The organism is Micromonospora sp. NPDC051006 (assembly GCF_044456245.1).
Classification (GTDB): domain Bacteria; phylum Actinomycetota; class Actinomycetes; order Mycobacteriales; family Micromonosporaceae; genus Micromonospora.
The window spans coordinates 46063-62306 of sequence record NZ_JBITFP010000029.1; the positions used below are offsets into that span (position 1 = coordinate 46063).

At 73.4% G+C, this 16244-nt stretch carries 17 protein-coding genes; 9 read left to right on the forward strand and 8 right to left on the reverse strand.

Annotated elements, in window-relative coordinates:
- Positions 1-14 precede the first annotated feature (14 nt).
- The 4 genes from ACIBBA_RS30025 (at position 15) to corA (ending at position 6342) form a co-directional block, all read left to right on the forward strand.
- Positions 15-2789 (forward strand): lantibiotic dehydratase, encoded by a 2775-nt coding sequence (locus tag ACIBBA_RS30025; RefSeq protein WP_396701719.1) that lies wholly within the window; start codon positions 15-17, stop codon positions 2787-2789.
- Positions 2786-3832, forward strand: coding sequence for a lantibiotic dehydratase C-terminal domain-containing protein (locus tag ACIBBA_RS30030; protein ID WP_396701721.1), 1047 nt, complete (start codon positions 2786-2788; stop codon positions 3830-3832). Before ACIBBA_RS30025 ends, ACIBBA_RS30030 begins: the two co-directional genes overlap by 4 nt.
- The gene (locus ACIBBA_RS30035) at positions 3829-5085 is read left to right on the forward strand and encodes a hypothetical protein (RefSeq protein WP_396701723.1); all 1257 of its coding nucleotides are present in this window, start codon (positions 3829-3831) and stop codon (positions 5083-5085) included. Before ACIBBA_RS30030 ends, ACIBBA_RS30035 begins: the two co-directional genes overlap by 4 nt.
- A 132-nt stretch (positions 5086-5217) precedes the next feature.
- Complete coding sequence (gene corA / locus ACIBBA_RS30040) at positions 5218-6342, forward strand: magnesium/cobalt transporter CorA (RefSeq protein ID WP_396701725.1); 1125 nt, start codon at positions 5218-5220, stop codon at positions 6340-6342.
- A gap of 81 nt (positions 6343-6423) precedes the next feature.
- Here corA and ACIBBA_RS30045 read toward each other — a convergent pair whose 3' ends face one another.
- Both ACIBBA_RS30045 and ACIBBA_RS30050 read right to left on the reverse strand, forming a co-directional pair.
- Complete coding sequence (locus ACIBBA_RS30045; RefSeq protein ID WP_350873174.1) at positions 6424-6609, reverse strand: hypothetical protein; 186 nt, start codon at positions 6607-6609, stop codon at positions 6424-6426.
- Between the two features lie 178 nt (positions 6610-6787).
- Complete coding sequence (locus tag ACIBBA_RS30050; RefSeq protein ID WP_350873173.1) at positions 6788-7303, reverse strand: 2'-5' RNA ligase family protein; 516 nt, start codon at positions 7301-7303, stop codon at positions 6788-6790.
- Positions 7304-7386: 83 nt separating this feature from the next.
- Between ACIBBA_RS30050 and ACIBBA_RS30055 the strand changes: the two genes are divergently transcribed.
- The 3 genes from ACIBBA_RS30055 (at position 7387) to ACIBBA_RS30065 (ending at position 10538) form a co-directional block, all read left to right on the forward strand.
- On the forward strand, positions 7387-7896 hold the full coding sequence (locus ACIBBA_RS30055) for a DinB family protein (protein WP_396701775.1): 510 nt from the start codon (positions 7387-7389) through the stop codon (positions 7894-7896).
- A gap of 153 nt (positions 7897-8049) precedes the next feature.
- Positions 8050-8472 (forward strand): SCP2 sterol-binding domain-containing protein, encoded by a 423-nt coding sequence (locus tag ACIBBA_RS30060; RefSeq protein WP_396701727.1) that lies wholly within the window; start codon positions 8050-8052, stop codon positions 8470-8472.
- Positions 8472-10538, forward strand: a complete 2067-nt coding sequence (locus tag ACIBBA_RS30065; RefSeq protein ID WP_396701729.1) for a glycogen debranching N-terminal domain-containing protein — start codon at positions 8472-8474, stop codon at positions 10536-10538. The genes ACIBBA_RS30060 and ACIBBA_RS30065 overlap by 1 nt, the downstream gene beginning before the upstream one ends.
- A gap of 23 nt (positions 10539-10561) precedes the next feature.
- On the opposite strand, the gene ACIBBA_RS30070 is transcribed toward ACIBBA_RS30065, so the two are convergent.
- From ACIBBA_RS30070 to ACIBBA_RS30080, 3 genes are all read right to left on the reverse strand, one after another.
- Positions 10562-11254, reverse strand: coding sequence for a hypothetical protein (locus tag ACIBBA_RS30070; RefSeq protein ID WP_396701731.1), 693 nt, complete (start codon positions 11252-11254; stop codon positions 10562-10564).
- Positions 11255-11285: 31 nt separating this feature from the next.
- Positions 11286-12038 carry a hypothetical protein gene (locus ACIBBA_RS30075; protein ID WP_396701733.1) on the reverse strand — a complete coding sequence of 251 codons (753 nt, stop codon included), beginning with the start codon at positions 12036-12038 and terminating at the stop codon, positions 11286-11288.
- A gap of 105 nt (positions 12039-12143) precedes the next feature.
- Positions 12144-12650 (reverse strand): DinB family protein, encoded by a 507-nt coding sequence (locus tag ACIBBA_RS30080; protein ID WP_396701735.1) that lies wholly within the window; start codon positions 12648-12650, stop codon positions 12144-12146.
- 141 nt (positions 12651-12791) lie between these two features.
- Between ACIBBA_RS30080 and ACIBBA_RS30085 the strand changes: the two genes are divergently transcribed.
- Positions 12792-13700: a DUF72 domain-containing protein gene (locus ACIBBA_RS30085; protein ID WP_396701737.1), complete on the forward strand. Its 909-nt coding sequence runs from the start codon at positions 12792-12794 to the stop codon at positions 13698-13700.
- Positions 13701-13779: 79 nt separating this feature from the next.
- Here the strand turns inward: ACIBBA_RS30085 and ACIBBA_RS30090 are convergent, their stop codons facing one another.
- Positions 13780-14148 carry a hypothetical protein gene (locus ACIBBA_RS30090; protein ID WP_396701739.1) on the reverse strand — a complete coding sequence of 123 codons (369 nt, stop codon included), beginning with the start codon at positions 14146-14148 and terminating at the stop codon, positions 13780-13782.
- A 175-nt stretch (positions 14149-14323) separates the two neighbouring features.
- Positions 14324-14956 carry a hypothetical protein gene (locus ACIBBA_RS30095; protein WP_357058169.1) on the reverse strand — a complete coding sequence of 211 codons (633 nt, stop codon included), beginning with the start codon at positions 14954-14956 and terminating at the stop codon, positions 14324-14326.
- A 194-nt stretch (positions 14957-15150) separates the two neighbouring features.
- Between ACIBBA_RS30095 and ACIBBA_RS30100 the strand changes: the two genes are divergently transcribed.
- A complete protein-coding gene (locus ACIBBA_RS30100) occupies positions 15151-15321 on the forward strand; it encodes a hypothetical protein (RefSeq protein ID WP_396701741.1) in 171 nt (56 codons plus the stop codon).
- A gap of 3 nt (positions 15322-15324) precedes the next feature.
- On the opposite strand, the gene ACIBBA_RS30105 is transcribed toward ACIBBA_RS30100, so the two are convergent.
- Entirely contained in the window at positions 15325-16188 is an 864-nt protein-coding gene (locus ACIBBA_RS30105; protein ID WP_396701743.1) for an alpha/beta fold hydrolase, read from the reverse strand.
- Positions 16189-16244: the final 56 nt, after the last annotated feature.

Below are 16244 nucleotides of genomic sequence, written 5' to 3' on the forward strand. Positions count from 1 at the left end.
CGAAGGAGAGACCCGTGACGGTGTCCCTGCCCGCACCACCGGCGAGTGCGATCTCCTGGCGGATGCCCGAGGTGTTCATGCTGCGCACCGCCGGACTGCCGATCGAGGTCGCCGACCGGTTGGCCTTCGACCGCACCGCCGCGTGGGCGCGCCGGGTGCTCGACCTGGAGGACCAGCTGCGCGGCGGCGGTCGGGACCTCGCCGACGCGCTGCAGGCGGCGGTGGCCCGGAACCTGGCCGACGACGGGTTGCGGCAGCGGCTCATCCGGCTCCGCCGGGATGTCTTCAACCTGCGCCGGCCGCGTCCCGCCGACCCCGCCGACTGGCCGGTGGGCGCGCTCGGGGTCGAGACCCACCGGGAGCTGACGGGATGGCTGCGGACCTTCGCGGCGTACCAGCAGGAGTTGGACGCCGGCCCGGCCGTGCTCGACGACGAACTCGCCCGGCGGCGGGACGCGCTGCGCGCCCTCGCCGACGACCCGGACCTGCGCGGCGGCATCCTGCTCGCCTCCCCGTCGCTGGACCGCTACCTCCCCGGTTACCTGGCCGCGACCGGCCCGCTCGGCAAGCGGGCCCGCCGGGCGGAGCGATCGCTGCTGGAGTACGCCTACCGCACCGCCACGAAGACCAGCCCGTTCAGCCGGCTGACCACGGTGAACGTGGGCACCTTCGGCAGCGGGACCTCTCGGCTGCTCGACGTCACCCCGCAGGTCGACGGCGGCGGTACGGCCAAGCGGGGCAGCGCCCGCCTCAACCTGGCCGCCCTGGGCCGGCTGTCGAGCATCGTGCTGGCCGACGAGACGCTCCGCGCGGACCTGCCGGTGGCCGTGACGACCGGCTGGCGGATCGCGCACGGCCGGCTGCGCTACCTGCGCCGCCGCCGGACCAGCTCCGAGGACGGCGACGCGGCCATCACCCTGGAGTCGATCCACGAGTCGCTCTTCGTGCTGCCCACCGGCCGGGTGCTGCACGACATCCTGGCCGCGCTCGGCGGCGGCCGGGTGCGGCGGATGGCCGAGCTGGTCGCCGAGCTGAGCACCGACGGCCGCCCCGCCGACGAGATCGCCCAGTACCTGCATCACCTGCTGCGGGTCGGCCTGCTGGTGGTGCCGCCCCTGCACCTGGACATCCATGCCGACGACCCGGTGGAGGGCTACCGGTTGGCGCTGCGCCGGATCGGCCGGGACTGGGCCGACCGGCTCGCCGAGCGGGTGGCCAGCGCCAACCGGTTGGCTGCCGGCTATCCGAGCCTGGACGTCGACGGGCGCCGCCGGGCGCTGGACGGGATTCGCGACGAGCTGGTCGCCGCCCACCGCGACCTCGGCCGCCCCGAGGTCCCGGCCCCGCGGACCCTGCTCTACGAGGACGCCGCCCTGGACACCCACGCCCCGGTCACCGCTGACCGGGCCCGCTGGGAGCGGAACGTCCTGGCACCGCTGCGCGCGCTGGCCCGGATCATGCCGGTGTTCGACATCAACCTGCCCCGCCGGCTGGCCACCAAGGGCTTCTTCCGGGCCAGGCACGGGGACGGGGGACGCTGCGACGACCTGCTCACCTTCGCCCACGAGTTCCAGCAGGACTTCTTCGAGCACTACACCGGCCGGATGATGCGCCGCCGGGCGTTCGACGAGCAGAACCGTTACGTCCGGCAAGAGAACTGGTTCCGGCAGGAGGAGATCAGCGCGCTCGACGACGCCCGGTCGGAGGTGGCCCGGCGGATGGATGAGGCGTATCACCGGCTGCCGCCCGGCGCCGAGGAGCTGGTCCTCGACGAGGCGTTCATGACCGACGTCGCCGCGATGGTCCCGCGGACTCTCGGCACGCTGGACCCGCGCTCGTTCTTCCTCCAGCTCGCCGACCAGGGCGGACGGGACCGGGTGGTGGTAAACCGGATCTACTCCGGGATGACGCTGCTCTTCTCCCGCTTCGCCCACCTCTTCGCCGCCGACGACCTGGCCGGCGCGCTGCGCGACGAACTCACCCGGCTCCAGCCACCCGGGGTGGTGTTCGCCGAGCTCAAGGGCGGGTACGACGCCACCAACCTGAACCTGCACCCGGCGGTCACCCCGCACGAGCTGGTCTGTCCCGGCGAGATCAGCTTCCGGCCGCCGGCCGAGCAGATCCAGATGGACGACCTCAGCATCGAGCACGACCCGGCCGAGGACCGGCTGCTGCTGCGCTCGCGCCGGCTCGGCGCCGAGGTGATACCGGTCTACCTCGGGTTCCTGCTGCCGATGGCGCTGCCCGAGGTGCAGCAGGTGCTGCTCACCTTCGCCTACCTCGGCATGGCCCAGCCGGACCTCTGGGCCGGTACGAACGTGCCGCTGCCCGGCCGGGGCATCGCCGGCTATCCACGCATCGTGCACGGCGATCTGGTGCTACAACGGCGGATGTGGAAGCTGCACCCCGGCCACCTGCCCACCCGCGTCACCGGGCAGGGCGACGCCGAGTGGTTCCTGGCCTGGCAGCGGTGGCGGCGGGCGAACCACCTGCCCCGACGGGTCTTCGCCACCCCGGAGGGGACCCGGCTCTCCCCGGCGGCCGGCGACGAGCCCGGCCAACCCGCGCAGCCCGGTGGCCGACCGGACCACAAGCCGCTCTATGTGGACTTCGACAGCCACTTCTCGTTGCAGCTGCTGGACGCGACGGCCCGCGCGGCGGGCAGCCGGCTGGTGCTGACCGAGATGCTGCCGGGCCGCGACGAGCAGGTGCTGCGCGGCGAGGCCGGCACCTACGTCACCGAACTGACCGTCGAACTCAACGGCGTGAAGAGTGGGAGCAGAGCATGACCGACTACCCGTCGCCGGTCGACCACGGCTGGCTCAGCGTGCACGTCTTCTACGCCAGCAACGCCAACCCGATGCTGGTCGAGGGCGTCCGCCCGCTGGTGGACGACCTGCGCGCGGAGGGGCTGATCACCCGGTACTTCTTCATCAAGTACTGGATGGAGGGCCCGCACGTCCGGCTGCGGGTGCTGCCGGCGCCCGGCGTCGACCCGGCCGTCGTCCGCGCCCGGGTGGACGCGGTGATCGGGGCGTTCCTGCGCCGCCGTCCCGCGCTCTACGAGGTGGACAGCGCCGGACTGGGCGACCTCTACAAGCAGATGTTCCTCGCCGAGTACGGCCGGGCGCGGTGGGACGAGGGGTACGGCCCGGACGGGGTCATGCCGATGCGGGCGAACAACAGCCACCACCACATCCCGTACGAGCGGGAGTACGCCCGCTACGGCGGGCCGGTCGGGATCGAGATCGCCGAGTGGCACTTCGAGCACTCCAGCGACGTCGTGCTCGACCTGCTGGCCACCACGAACGTGCACGTCCGGCCGGTGCTGCTCGGGCTCTCCGCGCAGCTCACCATGATGACGTGCGCGGTGTTTCTCGCCGGCGACCGGCGTATCGCCGAGTTCCTCGACGAGTACCGGCGGTTCTGGGAGGTCTCCTACTCCGAACCGAGCGACGACTACCACGCCAGCTTCGACACCAGCTACCAGCGGATGGACGCCGTGCTGCGCGGCCGGCTGGCCGACATTCGGGCCGCCGCCCGGGACGACGCGTCGGTACGCCCCGGCGGGGTCGAGGGCCGCTGGCTGGCGCACTGCCGTGCGCTGCGCGAGCGGGTGACGGCCGCGGCGCACCGTGGCGAGCTGGTCTTCCAGCGTGGTGGCGGCGCACCCGCCCCGGTCACCGAACTCGGCGCGGTGCTGCCGATCCTGCTCAGCTCGTACGTACACATGACCAACAACCGGCTCGGGGTGAGCATCCTCGACGAGATCTACCTGTCGTACCTGATGCGGTCCGCGCTGCGCGACGACACCCCGGCCGGCACCCGATGACCACCCTCGACGCGACCTGGGCCCGTCCCCGGCTTCGCGCGGGGGTGGTGCTCGGCCCGGGCCAGTGGCGCAGCGGGAAACTGGTGCACCACGTGAAGGACCGCGAGACCGGCTGGTTCTACCGGATCGGTCCCCGGGAGCATTTCCTGCTCTCCCGGATGGACGGCACCCGCAGCCTCGACGACCTCGCCGCCGAGTACGCCACGACCTACCGGCGCGCGCTCGGGCCGGAGAACTGGCAGCAGATCTTCGGCATGCTGCAGAAGCGGCAGTTGCTCGACGGCGCCGCGGACCCGGCGACGATAGCCCGGCTCACCGCCACGGCGGCCGAGGGCGCGGCCCGTAACCGACGCGGTCCGCTCTCGGCGCGGTTCCCGCTCTTCGATCCGGATCGGCTCTTCGGCCGGCTGCTGCCCTGGCTGCGACCGGTGTTCAGCTGGGCGTTCGTGCTGCCCGCGCTGCTGGCCGTGCTCCTGGTCGCGGGCTACGTGGCGCTGCACCTGCCGGACCTGATCGGTGGGGTCGGCGGCGGTCACCGTCCGCTCGCCGAAATCGTCGCGTCGGTGGCGATCACCTGGGTCATCGTGCTGTTGCACGAGTGCGCGCACGGGCTGACCTGCCGGCACTTCGGCGGCCGGGTCACGGAGATCGGGGTGATGTGGCGGTTCCCGCTGGTCGCGCCGTACTGCAAGGTCGACGACATCGTGCTCTTCACACCCCGTCAGCGGGTGGCCACCGCCTTCGCCGGCATCTTCGTCAGCATGCTCGCCCTGGTGCCCTTCGCCGCGATCCGGGCCTGGGCCGGGCCGGGGTCACCGCGTGACCTGGCCGGCACGATGCTGCTCTTCGGCACCGCCACCGCCGCGCTCAATCTCGTCCCGTTCCTGCGGCTCGACGGCTACTACATGCTCAGTCACGCGCTCAACCTGGCGGACCTGCGGGCGGACACGTACGCGTTCTGGCGGCGGCTGCTGCGCGGCGGGCCGGCTGCGGTGGCCGACCAACGCCGCCGGGACCGGCTGATCTACGGGGCGTACGGGCTGGCCTCGGCGCTCTTCGCGGTGACGGTGCTGACCCTGCTGATCCGGTTCTGGTACGTCTCGCTGGCCGGCTGGGTCGGGCCGGGCTGGGCGCTCGCCGTGCTGGTCACCGAGGGGCTGCTGCTGCTCGCGGTCGCCGGCCGGCTGGCCCGGCGCAGGCGTGCGGGCGGCGACGCCTCGATACCCGGCGGCGCGGCGCCCGCCGGAGGCTGAACGGCACCGCCGTGCGGGTTTCGGCCGGGGCGGAACGGGGATGCAACCGCCCCCGGTGAGCCCGCCCTGACCCGGCCGGCCGGTGACGCGGGCCGGCGCGTCCACCCCACCGCGACGTCCGGGGAGGTGGTCATGGTCGACAACGATCCCCGCCCGGAGGGCGGCTTCGGCCGCCAGTTGGACGAGCACGAGGTCAGCCCGAGCGGACGGGAGCCGGAAGAGCCGGCGACCCCCTTCGGCGGTCTGATCGACAGCGCCGTCTACACCGGAGGGCGCCGGCGCGCGTCACCGTCCACCCTCGCCGACACCTACCGCTGCCTGCAGGAACTGACCGACTCGATGGCCTGGATCGGGCTGTACCGGCCGGACAGCGATCAGATCATCTCGCTCGCACGGGAGTTCCGGCTGCACGACCTGGCTGTGGAGGACGCGATCAACGCCCACCAGCGGCCGAAGCTGGAACGCTACGGGGAGACGCTCTTCGTGGTGCTGCGCGCGGCCCGCTACCTCGACCAGCGCGAGGAGGTCGAGTTCAGCGAGCTGCACCTCTTCATCGGCCCCGGGTTCGTCATCACCGTCCGGCACGGCGAGGCGCCGCAGCTGTCCGCCGTGCGGCGGCGGCTGGAGGACGAGCCGGGAATGTTGGCCCGGGGCCCCCAGGCGGTGCTCTACGCGATCCTCGACCAGGTGGTCGACGGGTACGCCCCGGTGGTGGCCGGTCTGGAGAACGACATCGACGAGATCGAGACGGAGGTCTTCGGTGGCGACCCGAACGCCAGCCGGCGGATCTACGGGCTCAGCCGCGAGGTGATCCAGTTCCAGCGGGCGGCGCGCCCGCTGCTGGGGGTGCTCGGCGCGCTCGCCGCCGGCTCCGGCAAGTACGGCAGCGACGAGGAGCTGCAGCGTTACCTGCGGGACGTGACCGACCACCTCACCCAGGTGGTGGAGCGGGTGGACAGCTTCCGGCACCTGCTGCAGAACATCCTCGCCGTGAACGCCACTCTCGTCTCGCAGCAGCAGAACGAGGAGATGCGCAGCCTCACCGCGGCCAGCTACGCCCAGAACGAGGAGCTGAAGAAGGTCTCCTCGTGGGCGGCGATCCTGTTCGCCCCGACCCTGATCGGCACCGTCTACGGCATGAACTTCGTGCACATGCCGGAGCTGCGTTGGCGGTTCGGCTATGTCTTCGCGGTCGGGTTGATGGCGCTCGTCTGCGCCACCCTCTATCTGATCTTCAAGCGCCGCGGCTGGCTCTGACCCGCCGCTGCCAGCCGGTAGATCCTGGCCGGAAACGGCCCATCGAGGTGCCGCTCGAATCAGGATCCCAACGGGTTCGGGCTACTCGAAGCCGCGCAGGATGTGCCGCTCGTACTCGGTGTCGTCCTCGTCGGTGCCGATCCGGCCGAGCATGGCGGCAGCGCCCCAGATCGCCAGGGGGGTGGCCGGCCCGGTGGTGCCGCCGCCCTGAGGGTCGTCGGTGCTCCGGCTCCGTTCGATCGGTGGCGCGCTGCGCTGAGCCTGCATGGCACTGCCTCTCTCGTCGCAGCCGTGCCCGTTGGGCGGGGCGGCCCCGCGACAATGCGGATCGCACGCCGGCCAGCCCGCGGTCGGTGTGACACGGCTCACTGCAACCATCGCATGCCGGGGTGCGTAGGCACACGCGGTTTCCCATTACCCGACTCTTCTCCAGCTCACGCCGCGTTCAGGGCAGCGGGCAGGAGATGCCCCGGGCGTGGTCGGTGAGCGCCGCGCCGACCACGGTCGCCTCCACCGGCAACACCTCCAGGCAGCGCCGCACCGCGGCGGCCATCAACGTGTTCGGTACCCGCATCGACAGCGTGCAGTGCGGTACCCACCGCCCGGGCTGGTAGTGCTCGACCAGGGTGATGCCGGCCGCGGCGAGCCGGGCGTGCACCTCCCGGTGGTGGGCGAGCAGCTCGGCGGTGGGTGTCGCCCCGAGCCACAGCACCCGGCCGACGAACTGCCCGGCGTGCTGGAACGACAGCCGCAGCGGCGCGGCCACCACCGTGTCGCGCAGCGCCGCGCTGACCCGCTCGGGGTCGAAACTCGGCGCCACCGCGAGCGAGACGTGCGGGCGGTGCCGCTGTTCCAGCAGGGAGCGCATGCTCTGCACACCCTCGGATTCCAACGCGTCCCACAGCACCCGGATCCGCCGGGTGGCGTCGGTGTCCAGGTAGAGCTCCAGCGCCGCAACCACATGATCACGGTAGCGGTCAGGTTTGATCGTTGCCGGTGGCGGTACCTCTGCCGGCGAGGGCGATGACAGGAGGCGTGACCCGAGTGGACGTGAGTGATCTGCTGACCGAGACATACGACCGGCTGCCGGACCTGGTCCGCGCGGCGGTCGACGGGCTCAGCCCGGAGCAGCTGCGCCAGGCTCCCGGGCCGGGCGCCAACCCGGTGGGCTGGCTGGTCTGGCACCTGACCCGGGTCCAGGACGACCACGTCGCCGACCTGATCGGGACGGAGCAGGTGTGGGCCACCGGCGACTGGGCCGCGCGCTTCGGTCTCACCAGCGATCCGGGCGACACCGGCTACGGGCATACTGCCGAGCAGGTGGCCGCCGTCCGGCCGGAGAGCGCGCGGGCGCTGCTCGACTACTACGAGGCGGTGCACGCCCGGACCCGGGACTTCCTGGCCGGTCTGCGCCCGGCGGACCTGGACCGGGTGGTCGACGAGGCGTGGGATCCACCGGTGACCCTCGGCGTCCGGTTGGTCAGCGTGGCCGAGGACGATCTCCAGCACGTCGGACAGGCCGCCTACGCCCGTGGCCTCGTCGAGGCCGGCTGACCGCTCCCGGGGGCACGGAGGTGGGCGGCCGGTCGTTCCCGCTATACCGAGGCGAGGCGGGGCGGGTGGCGCCCGCCCGCGTCGGACCACCCGGTCCGGGTGAGGCCGGCTCACCCTGGCCGGTGCGACCCTCCGAGGACGAGGGGAGGGCCGATGGCGAGCACGGCGCGGGACTATCTGCAAGGGCTGGCGCCCGGCCGGCGACCGGAGCTACCGGAGCGGACCGCCGGGACGCTGCGGCTGGACGCGCACGAAAACGGCACCACCGAGAGCTGGTACCTCACCGTCGCGGACCAGCACGTCGAGGTGAGCCGGTCAGCCGAGGGCGCCGACCTGGTGGTCCGGGCCGACCGGACGGTCTTCGACCAGCTGGCGGCCGGGCAGACGCACGTGTCCAGTGCGCTGCTGCGCAACGACCTGACCGTGCAGGGCAACATCCGGCTGCTTCTGCTGCTCCGGCGGATCTTCCCCGGTCCGCCGGACGCCCGGCACCCGCGCGCGCTCGGCCGGCAGCGCACCGCAGGGTCCGAGCGCCGCGGTGGGCCGGAGCGCAGCGGCGGACGGGACGAGCGATGATGCCGCAGCAGCCGGTGTGCGTGATCGCGGGGAACGCCTTCGCGGTCAGTGACATGCAGGGTGACATGGAGGTCGACCCGCGCCACCCGATCGGAATCTTCTCGTTCGACACCCGGTTCCTCTCCCACTGGGTGCTCAGCGTCGACGGGGAGCGGCTCAACGCGCTCTCCCGCGACGACATGACCTACTTCGAGACCCGGTTCTTCCTGGTGCCCGGGAAGGCGAGCCACTACGTCGACGCGGACGTCTCGCTGATCCGGCACCGGTCCATCGACGACAGCTTCAACGAGCGGATCACGCTGCTCAACCACTCGGCCGAACCGGTCGAGCTCAGCGTCCGGCTGGACATCGGCAGCGATTTCGCCGACACCGCCGAGATCCGGCAGCCCCGCCAGCGCACCGTCGTGGTCACCGCGGATCAGGAGCGACGCCAGCTCCGGCTGCGCTACCAGCGGGAGCGCTTCACCCGGGAGGCCACGGTGACCAGCACCGCGCCGGTCGACGTGGACCAGGGTGGGATGACGTTCCGGATCCGGCTCGAACCGGAGGGCAGCTGGGTCACCGACCTGCACGTCGGGATGACGATCCACGGTGAGGGCGGGCGGGACCTACGGGCCAGCCTGGAGTCGCACCGGGACATGGTGCGCCGGAGCATGCGCGAGGATCTGCAGGATTGGCTGGACCGGGCACCGCAACTGATCACCGAGCGGAGGGAGTTGGCGGCGTCGTACGTGCGCAGCCTCACCGACCTGGCGTCGCTGCGGTACGTGCCGCTGGTGAACCCCGGCCGGGTGCCGATCGGTGGCCTGCCCTGGGCGATGGCGCTGTACGGGCGCGACAGCCTGCTCACCTGCCTGCAGAGCATCGCGTTCACCCCCGAGCTGACGCCGGCCACACTTCGCATGCTCGCCAATCTGCAGGGCGGCCGGCTCGACGACGAGCACGACGAGGAGCCGGGCAAGATCCTCTCCGAGCTGCGCTATGGCGAGTCGGCCGCGTTCGGCGACCGGCCGACCTCCCTCTACTACGGCGCGGCGGACACCACCCCGCTCTTCGTGGTGCTGCTCGACGAGTACGAGCGCTGGTCGGGCGACGCCGATCTGGTGCGGGAGCTGCGGCATCCGGCCCGGATGGCGCTGGACTGGATCGACGAATTCGGCGACATGACCGGCGACGGCTACCTGCGCTACCAGACGCGCAACGACCGGCACGGCACCGTCAACCAGGGCTGGAAGAACTCGCCGGACGCGATCAGATACGCCGACGGCCGCACGCCCGGTCTACCCCGGGCCACCTGCGAGTTGCAGGGGTACGCGTACGACGCGAAGCGGCGCGGAGCCCGGCTGGCCCGGGAGTTCTGGGACGACCCGGCGTACGCCGACCGGCTGGAGCGGGAGGCGGCGGAGCTGAAGCGGCGGTTCAACCGGGACTTCTGGCTGCCGACCCGGGAGTACTACGCGCTCGCCCTGGAACCGGACGGGACACCGGTGGACGCGCTGTCGTCCAACATGGGACATCTGTTGTGGAGCGGGATCGTCGACGACGAGCGCGCCCCGGCCCTCGCCGCGCACCTGGTCGGCCCGGAGCTCTTCTCCGGCTGGGGGGTGCGGACCCTGGCCGTTGGGCAGCACTGCTACAACCCGGTCGGCTCGCACCTGGGGGCGGTGTGGCCGTCGGACAACGCGCTGATCGTCGCCGGGCTTCGGCACTACCGGCGGGACGCCGAGGCCGCCCAGATCGCCGCGGGCATCTTCGACATGGCGCACACGCTCGGCGGCTCGGTGCCGGAGCTGGTCGCCGGTTACGAGCGGGAGTTCACCAAGTATCCGGTCCAGCTGCCGGCCGCCGGCCGCCCCCAGTCCTGGTCGGCGGGCGGGCTGCTGATGCTGCTCGGCGCCCTGCTCGGACTGCGGCCGATCGGGGACAACCTGCTGGTCAACCCGAGCCTGCCGCCCGGTTTCGGGCGAATCGAGCTGCTGGACATCCCGGGCCGCTGGGGGCACTCCGACGCGTACGGGCGGGATCGGGCCGCCTCGCCCCGGGAGAGTCGACCCCGGCTGCGCTGACCAGCGGCGGGCGCACCGCCGGCTCAGCGGACCGGCCACAACGGCGCGGCCACGTCGTACCCGGCGGAGATCTCCTTGGCGACCGTCGGGTCGTCCGTCACGAGCAGCGCCGCCTCCAGCACCCGGGCCGGCGCGGCGCTGGCGTGCCAGGCGCGTACCGCCCGCGCCCAGGGCAGCGGGTCGTCGGGCTGCCAGTACGCGAGATGCTCGGCCAGATGCCGGGCGGCGGGCTGGCCGCCGTCGTCCGCCCACGTCGACAGGTACGGCCGGAGGTCCATCCCGGTGGCGCCGATCGCGGCGAGCACGTCGGTCACCTCGACCGGCGCCGGAAAGTCGCTGAGAGTCCGTCGCCACCAGGCGTCCAGGTACGCCTCGATCGCCTGCTGCTCGTCCGTGGGCCAGCTCCGCCAGTGCTCCCCGATCGTGCGCAGCAGCTTGCCCGGCACCAGCGGGTCGTCGAGCCGGCCCGCAGCCAGCAGCTCCAGCAGCCGGGGCAGGAAGTAGCGCAGGTCGGCCAAGTCGCCCCAGGTGGTGACCGCCTTGCCCGCGTAGCGGCACAGTTGCCGGGCGGCCAGCGCGCGCAGCGGCGCGCCGAGCAGCGCGACCACCTCGTCCGGATGGACGCAGTGTTGGCAGTGGGCCATCCGGGTCGGGCGGGGATGCCGACCGAACGCCGCGTACAGCTGTCCGACCGCCCGGTCGAGCCCGGTGCTCATCCGGGCAAGCTATCAGCCCGGTCCGCCCCGCTCAGCCGCCCGAACGACCGTCGGCGGCAGGGGTCTTCTGCCCTGCGCTCGGCGGCCGTTGTTCGCCGTCGCCCGGTTCGTCGGGACGCCCCGGCGGCTCGTTCGGCGGGTCGGTCGGTCGGCTGCTCGGGTGGGCCGGAGCCACCGGCCGGTCCGAGGGCTTGCCGCGGGAGGGTTCGTCGGCGAACACCTGGTCGCAGTAGTCGGCCACCCGGCCCGGGCCACCGGCCGCGGTGACCAGGCCGGCGAAGGCGGGACTCTCCAGCGCCCGACCACGGTCGTCACCGGTCTTCTCGCGGTAGGCCCGGCAGAGACCGACGACGGCCGCGTCGGGAGTCGGCCGGCCAGCCGTGCCCGGACCCGCTTCCGGCACCGGGTTGCCGCCGGGGGAGCGCTGACCGGGTGAGGCGGACGTTGCGGGAACGGTGGTGGCCGGCTCCGGCGGCGCCCCCGGCAGCGTGCCGGTGGCGGCGAGGGCAACCCCGCCGGTGGCGGCGAGGGCGAGCGTGGCCAGGGCGGCCCGCAGGCCCACCCGGACCGTGGTGGCCCGCCTGCGTCGCGGCCGATCGGCAGGCGCGGCGAGGGCGCGGTGGAACGCCTGCACGGCGGCGTGCTCGCCGTCGAGCTCACCGGGGCGCGGCGCGGCGCGTAGGGCCGTCAGGAGCAGCACGAGCGGGCGCAGGCCATCGTGGTCAACGACGGGACCGCCGAGCAGACGCTCGACGGTCTCCGGGTCCATCCGGTGTGCATTCATCTCGTGTCCCTCAGCGCCGCGCGCCGGTGGGACGTCACATCGCACCCGGTGGCATCGGCTCCGGGGACCGGAGCCGGTGGTGGTGGCCGGGTCTGGATGCGGGGATCAGCCCATGGTCTTGGCGCCGTCGATCGACTCGCGCAGGATGTCGGCGTGCCCGGCATGCTGGGCGGTCTCGGCGATGACGTGCAGCACCACCCGTCGCACCGACCAGCTCGCCCCCGGCTCGAACCACGGGGCCACCGGCAGCGGGTGCGCGGCGTCGAGGTCGAGCGTGGCGACCAGGTCGTCCGTCCGAGCGGCCACCCGGGCGTATTCGTCGAGGAGGCCGGCGAGGGTCTCACCCTGCTGCATCTGGAACTGCCCGACCCAGTCGACCGGCTCGGACTGCATCGCCTCGGCGCCGCCCGCCGCGAACCGCAGCCAGCTCTGCTCGGTGAGCGCCACGTGCTTGACCAGGCCGCCGAGGCAGAGCTCGCTGACCGTGGTGCGGGCGGCGGCCTGCTCGTCGGTGAGCCCGTCGACGGTCTGGCGCAGGAAGCCGCGGTGGCGGCGGAGCGACTGCATGAGATCGGCCCGTTCGCTGGTGCCGACCTGCTCGGAGATGGTCATGGACGCCGCCCTTCGGTGGAGGTGGACCACGCCGAGCCTAGGACCGGGCACCGACATTTCGGTGTCCCGCGCGGCGGCCAGCCGGGGCCGGCCCCGGCGCACCGGTTGCCGATCCGGGCCGAAGGGGGTGAACTGAATGACATGGGTGTGATTCGGGTGGGCACGTCGTCCTGGGCCGACCAGTCGCTGCTGCGCTCGGGCTGGTACCCCCGCTCGGTGAACACGCCTGCCGGTCGGTTGCGCTACTACGCCGAGCGCTTCGGACTGGTCGAGGTGGACACCTCGTACTACGCGGTGCCGGCACCGGAGACCACCCAGGGCTGGGTGGACGCCACCCCGGCGGAGTTCACCTTCGACGTCAAGGCGTTCAGCCTCTTCACCGGGCATCCGACGCCCGTCGCCGCGCTCCCGCGCGACCTGCGGCCGGCCGGCGGCCCGAGCCGGATCCGCCGTCGTGACCTGCCCGCCCCGGCGTACGACGAGCTGTGGGCCCGGTTCCGCGCGGCGCTCGACCCGATCGCGGCGGCCGGCAAACTCGGCGCCGTGCTGCTCCAGTTCCCGCCGTGGTTGGTGCGTGGGGCCGCCGCCGAGCGGCGCATCGCCGAACTGGCCGAGCGGTGCCGTCCGTGGCGGGTCGGGGTGGAGCTGCGGCACGGGTCCTGGTTCGACGGCCGGTCCGCCCTCGACACCCTGGAGTTCCTGCGCACGCACGAGCTGAGCCTGGTCTGCGTCGACATGCCGCAGGGGCATCCGTCGTCGGTCCCGCCGATCCTGGTCGCCACCGCGCAGCCGGCGGTGGTCCGGTTCCACGGGCACAGCGACGCCTGGGAGAGCGGCGACAAGCAGGAGCGGTTCCGCTACGCCTACGGCGACCGGGAGCTGCGGTCCTGGTCCGACCTGCTGACGGAGCTGGCCGGCCAGGCCGACGAGCTGCACGTGCTGTTCAACAACTGCTGCGCCGGGCAGGCCCAGCGGGACGCGGAGCAGTTGGCGGAGCTGCTGGCCGGCGCCGGGCACGCTCGTCCCACCGCGGCCGGCGCCACGAGCTGACGGCGTCGCGCGGCCGCGCCCGTGACCGTCCGGGATCGACGGTCGGGTGTCCCGGGTCGGACCGCTCCCGGCGGGGCCCTCAGGTGGTGCGGCGGCCCCGGGCGCGGAAGGCGTCCTGCGCCCGCTCGTCGATGTCCGCGTCGTCCGGGAAGGAGCGGCTGGGCGGCGTCGGGTCCGGCGGTGCCCCCGGCCCGGCCTCCGTCATCCGGGTGGGTTCGACCGAGCCGAACCCGTGCCGACCCTGCGGCCCGGACGGCCCGGCCGGCGCTCCGGCCCGGCGTTCACCGCGTCGTCCCTCCGGCACCGCGGTCTCCTCGCTGCCCTCGTCCATCGGCGAGTCCTCGTCCGAGCCCCAGGGCGGTTCCGTGTCGTAGACGTCCCGGGTGCCCCACGGGACCGTCACCTCCGGATCGCGCGGAGCCCCACTGCGTCCCTTGTCCGCCGTCATGTCCACCTCGCTGCTCGGTCCGCCGGTACCGGCGCTGATTGCCCGTCACCGCGCCGGTCATGCCCGCCGAGCCGCGAGGGCGGACACCGCTCGGGTCGGGCGCGGCCGGTTGCCCGCGGACGCTGGCCGGCACCCCACCTGAGGAGTCGGCGGGGTGCCGGTCGTGCCGGCCGTTTCAGCGGCCGGACATCGCCATCGGCTTCTTGGCCGCCATGCCCAGGCCGGCGACCTTGGCCACCCCCTTCGGCGCGCTGATCAGCCCGCCGGCCCTGCCCAGCATCCCGCGCCACATCTGGCCCGGCTTCTGCTGCTCGCTCATGTACGCGGTCACCACGACCAGCGCGCCGGTCATCGCCGGGACCGCCCACTGGAGCAGCTTCATCTGCCGCTGGTTGGCGGCGACCTTGCTCGGCGTCTGGTGGTTCGGCTCGGTGATGCCGTCCACCGGTGGTCCACCGGCCTTCTGCAGCCGCATTCCGAGCAGTCGGCTGTAGCCGGTGATCGCGAGCGCGCCCACGGTCAGCGCCGTCTTGATCGTGCTGGCCCGGGCCACGCCGGCCTGGCTGGCCACCCGAGGGCTCTCGGTGACCAGTTCGCCGACCGCCCCGGCCAGGTGCGCGCCGATGGCGGCCGCGTTGACCGGCGTCCACCGGGACCAGCCCATCGAGGCGACCGGGAGGCGCTGGGTCGCGTCACTGATTTTCGCCGCCGCGCCGTTGACGCCGAGCGCCCCCATCAGGGAGCCGCCGAACCAGGCCGCCAGACCCAGATCGTGCATCGAGCGCAGTGCGGTATGCCGTTCGGACATCTGATCCCCTTCCGCCGTGTCGGGCGGTGCGGCATACCCACCGCCCGCGCGGCTAACCCCGTCCGTCACCCGCCGAGACCTCCGGGCAGGGGACAGGCGGGACAGCCGGCGCGTACGGGTCGTAGCGGCGGCGGCAGGAGTCGTCCGGGCCTGCGGGGGTAGAGCAGTCCTCAGCCACGAGGAGGGGGAACGGGATGAGCCAGCCCGAGGAGAGCCGGGAGAAGACCCCGGAGACCGACGCGGTGCTGATGCACCCGGGCAACGACCCGAAGCGGACCACCGCCGAGGTGCCGCCGCGACGGGACCACGGGGAGATCCGGGTGGAGCGGGACGGGGAGCTGGTGCCGCTCGATCCGGACGAGTGAGGTCTAGCGCCGCCGCGGCAGGCCGGCGGCGAAGGCGGCCACCCGCCCGGCCAGCGGTGACGCGGCCCGTACCCAGGTGAAGTGGTCCAGCGGGGCGCCGGCGTCCGCGACGGTGTAGTGCTCGCGGAGCACCGGGGCCGCGGTCAGCTTGGCGCAGAGGTGGTCCATCGTGGCGTGCGGCGTGTACTGGTCGTCGTCCACGCTCACCGCGAGCACCGGGAGGCGCAGCCCGCGCACCGCGGCCTCGGCGTCCACCCCGTCGAGCCGGGGGAAGCGCCCGGTCCGCGCGGTGTGCGCCCAGTCCCGGATGACCCCGCGCGCCTGCCGGCCACCGAAGCCCCAACCCGGCCAGACTCCGAGCAGCGCCGCGGTGGCGGCGATGCCCTGGGTGTACGGCAGTACGCCGTACCCCCGTCGGCCGGGGTAGCTGCGCCAGTGGGGGATGCCGACGGCCACCAGCGCCAGCCCGTCCACCGCGTCCTGGCCGTGCAGCGCGAGGTGCAGCAGCGCCGCCTGGCCGCCGAGCGAGTGCCCGAGCAGCAGCCGCGTCCGCCCGTCCAGCCGGGGCTTGAGCGCCTCCAGCACGGCGCCGACGTCGCCGGCCAGTTCGGCGTAGCCGTAGCGGGACCGCCGGCTCGGCGCCGGCGTGCTGGCCCCGGTGCCACGCAAATCGGCGACGACCACGGCCAAGCCGGCCGCGCGCAACGCGGCGGCCAGTGGCCGGTAGTAGCGGGCCCGCACTCCCATCGCCGGCCAGACCAGCACCACCGGCGCGTCCGGCTGCTCCGGCTCGGGATAGACCTGCACCCCGATCCGCTCGCCGTCGACGTCGACGAACTCCTGGGTGTACTCGGCGGCTGCGCTCACCGGATCAGCGTACGACGGGAAGCTACCGGCGGGTAGCTCCGCGTCGACGTGGCGCT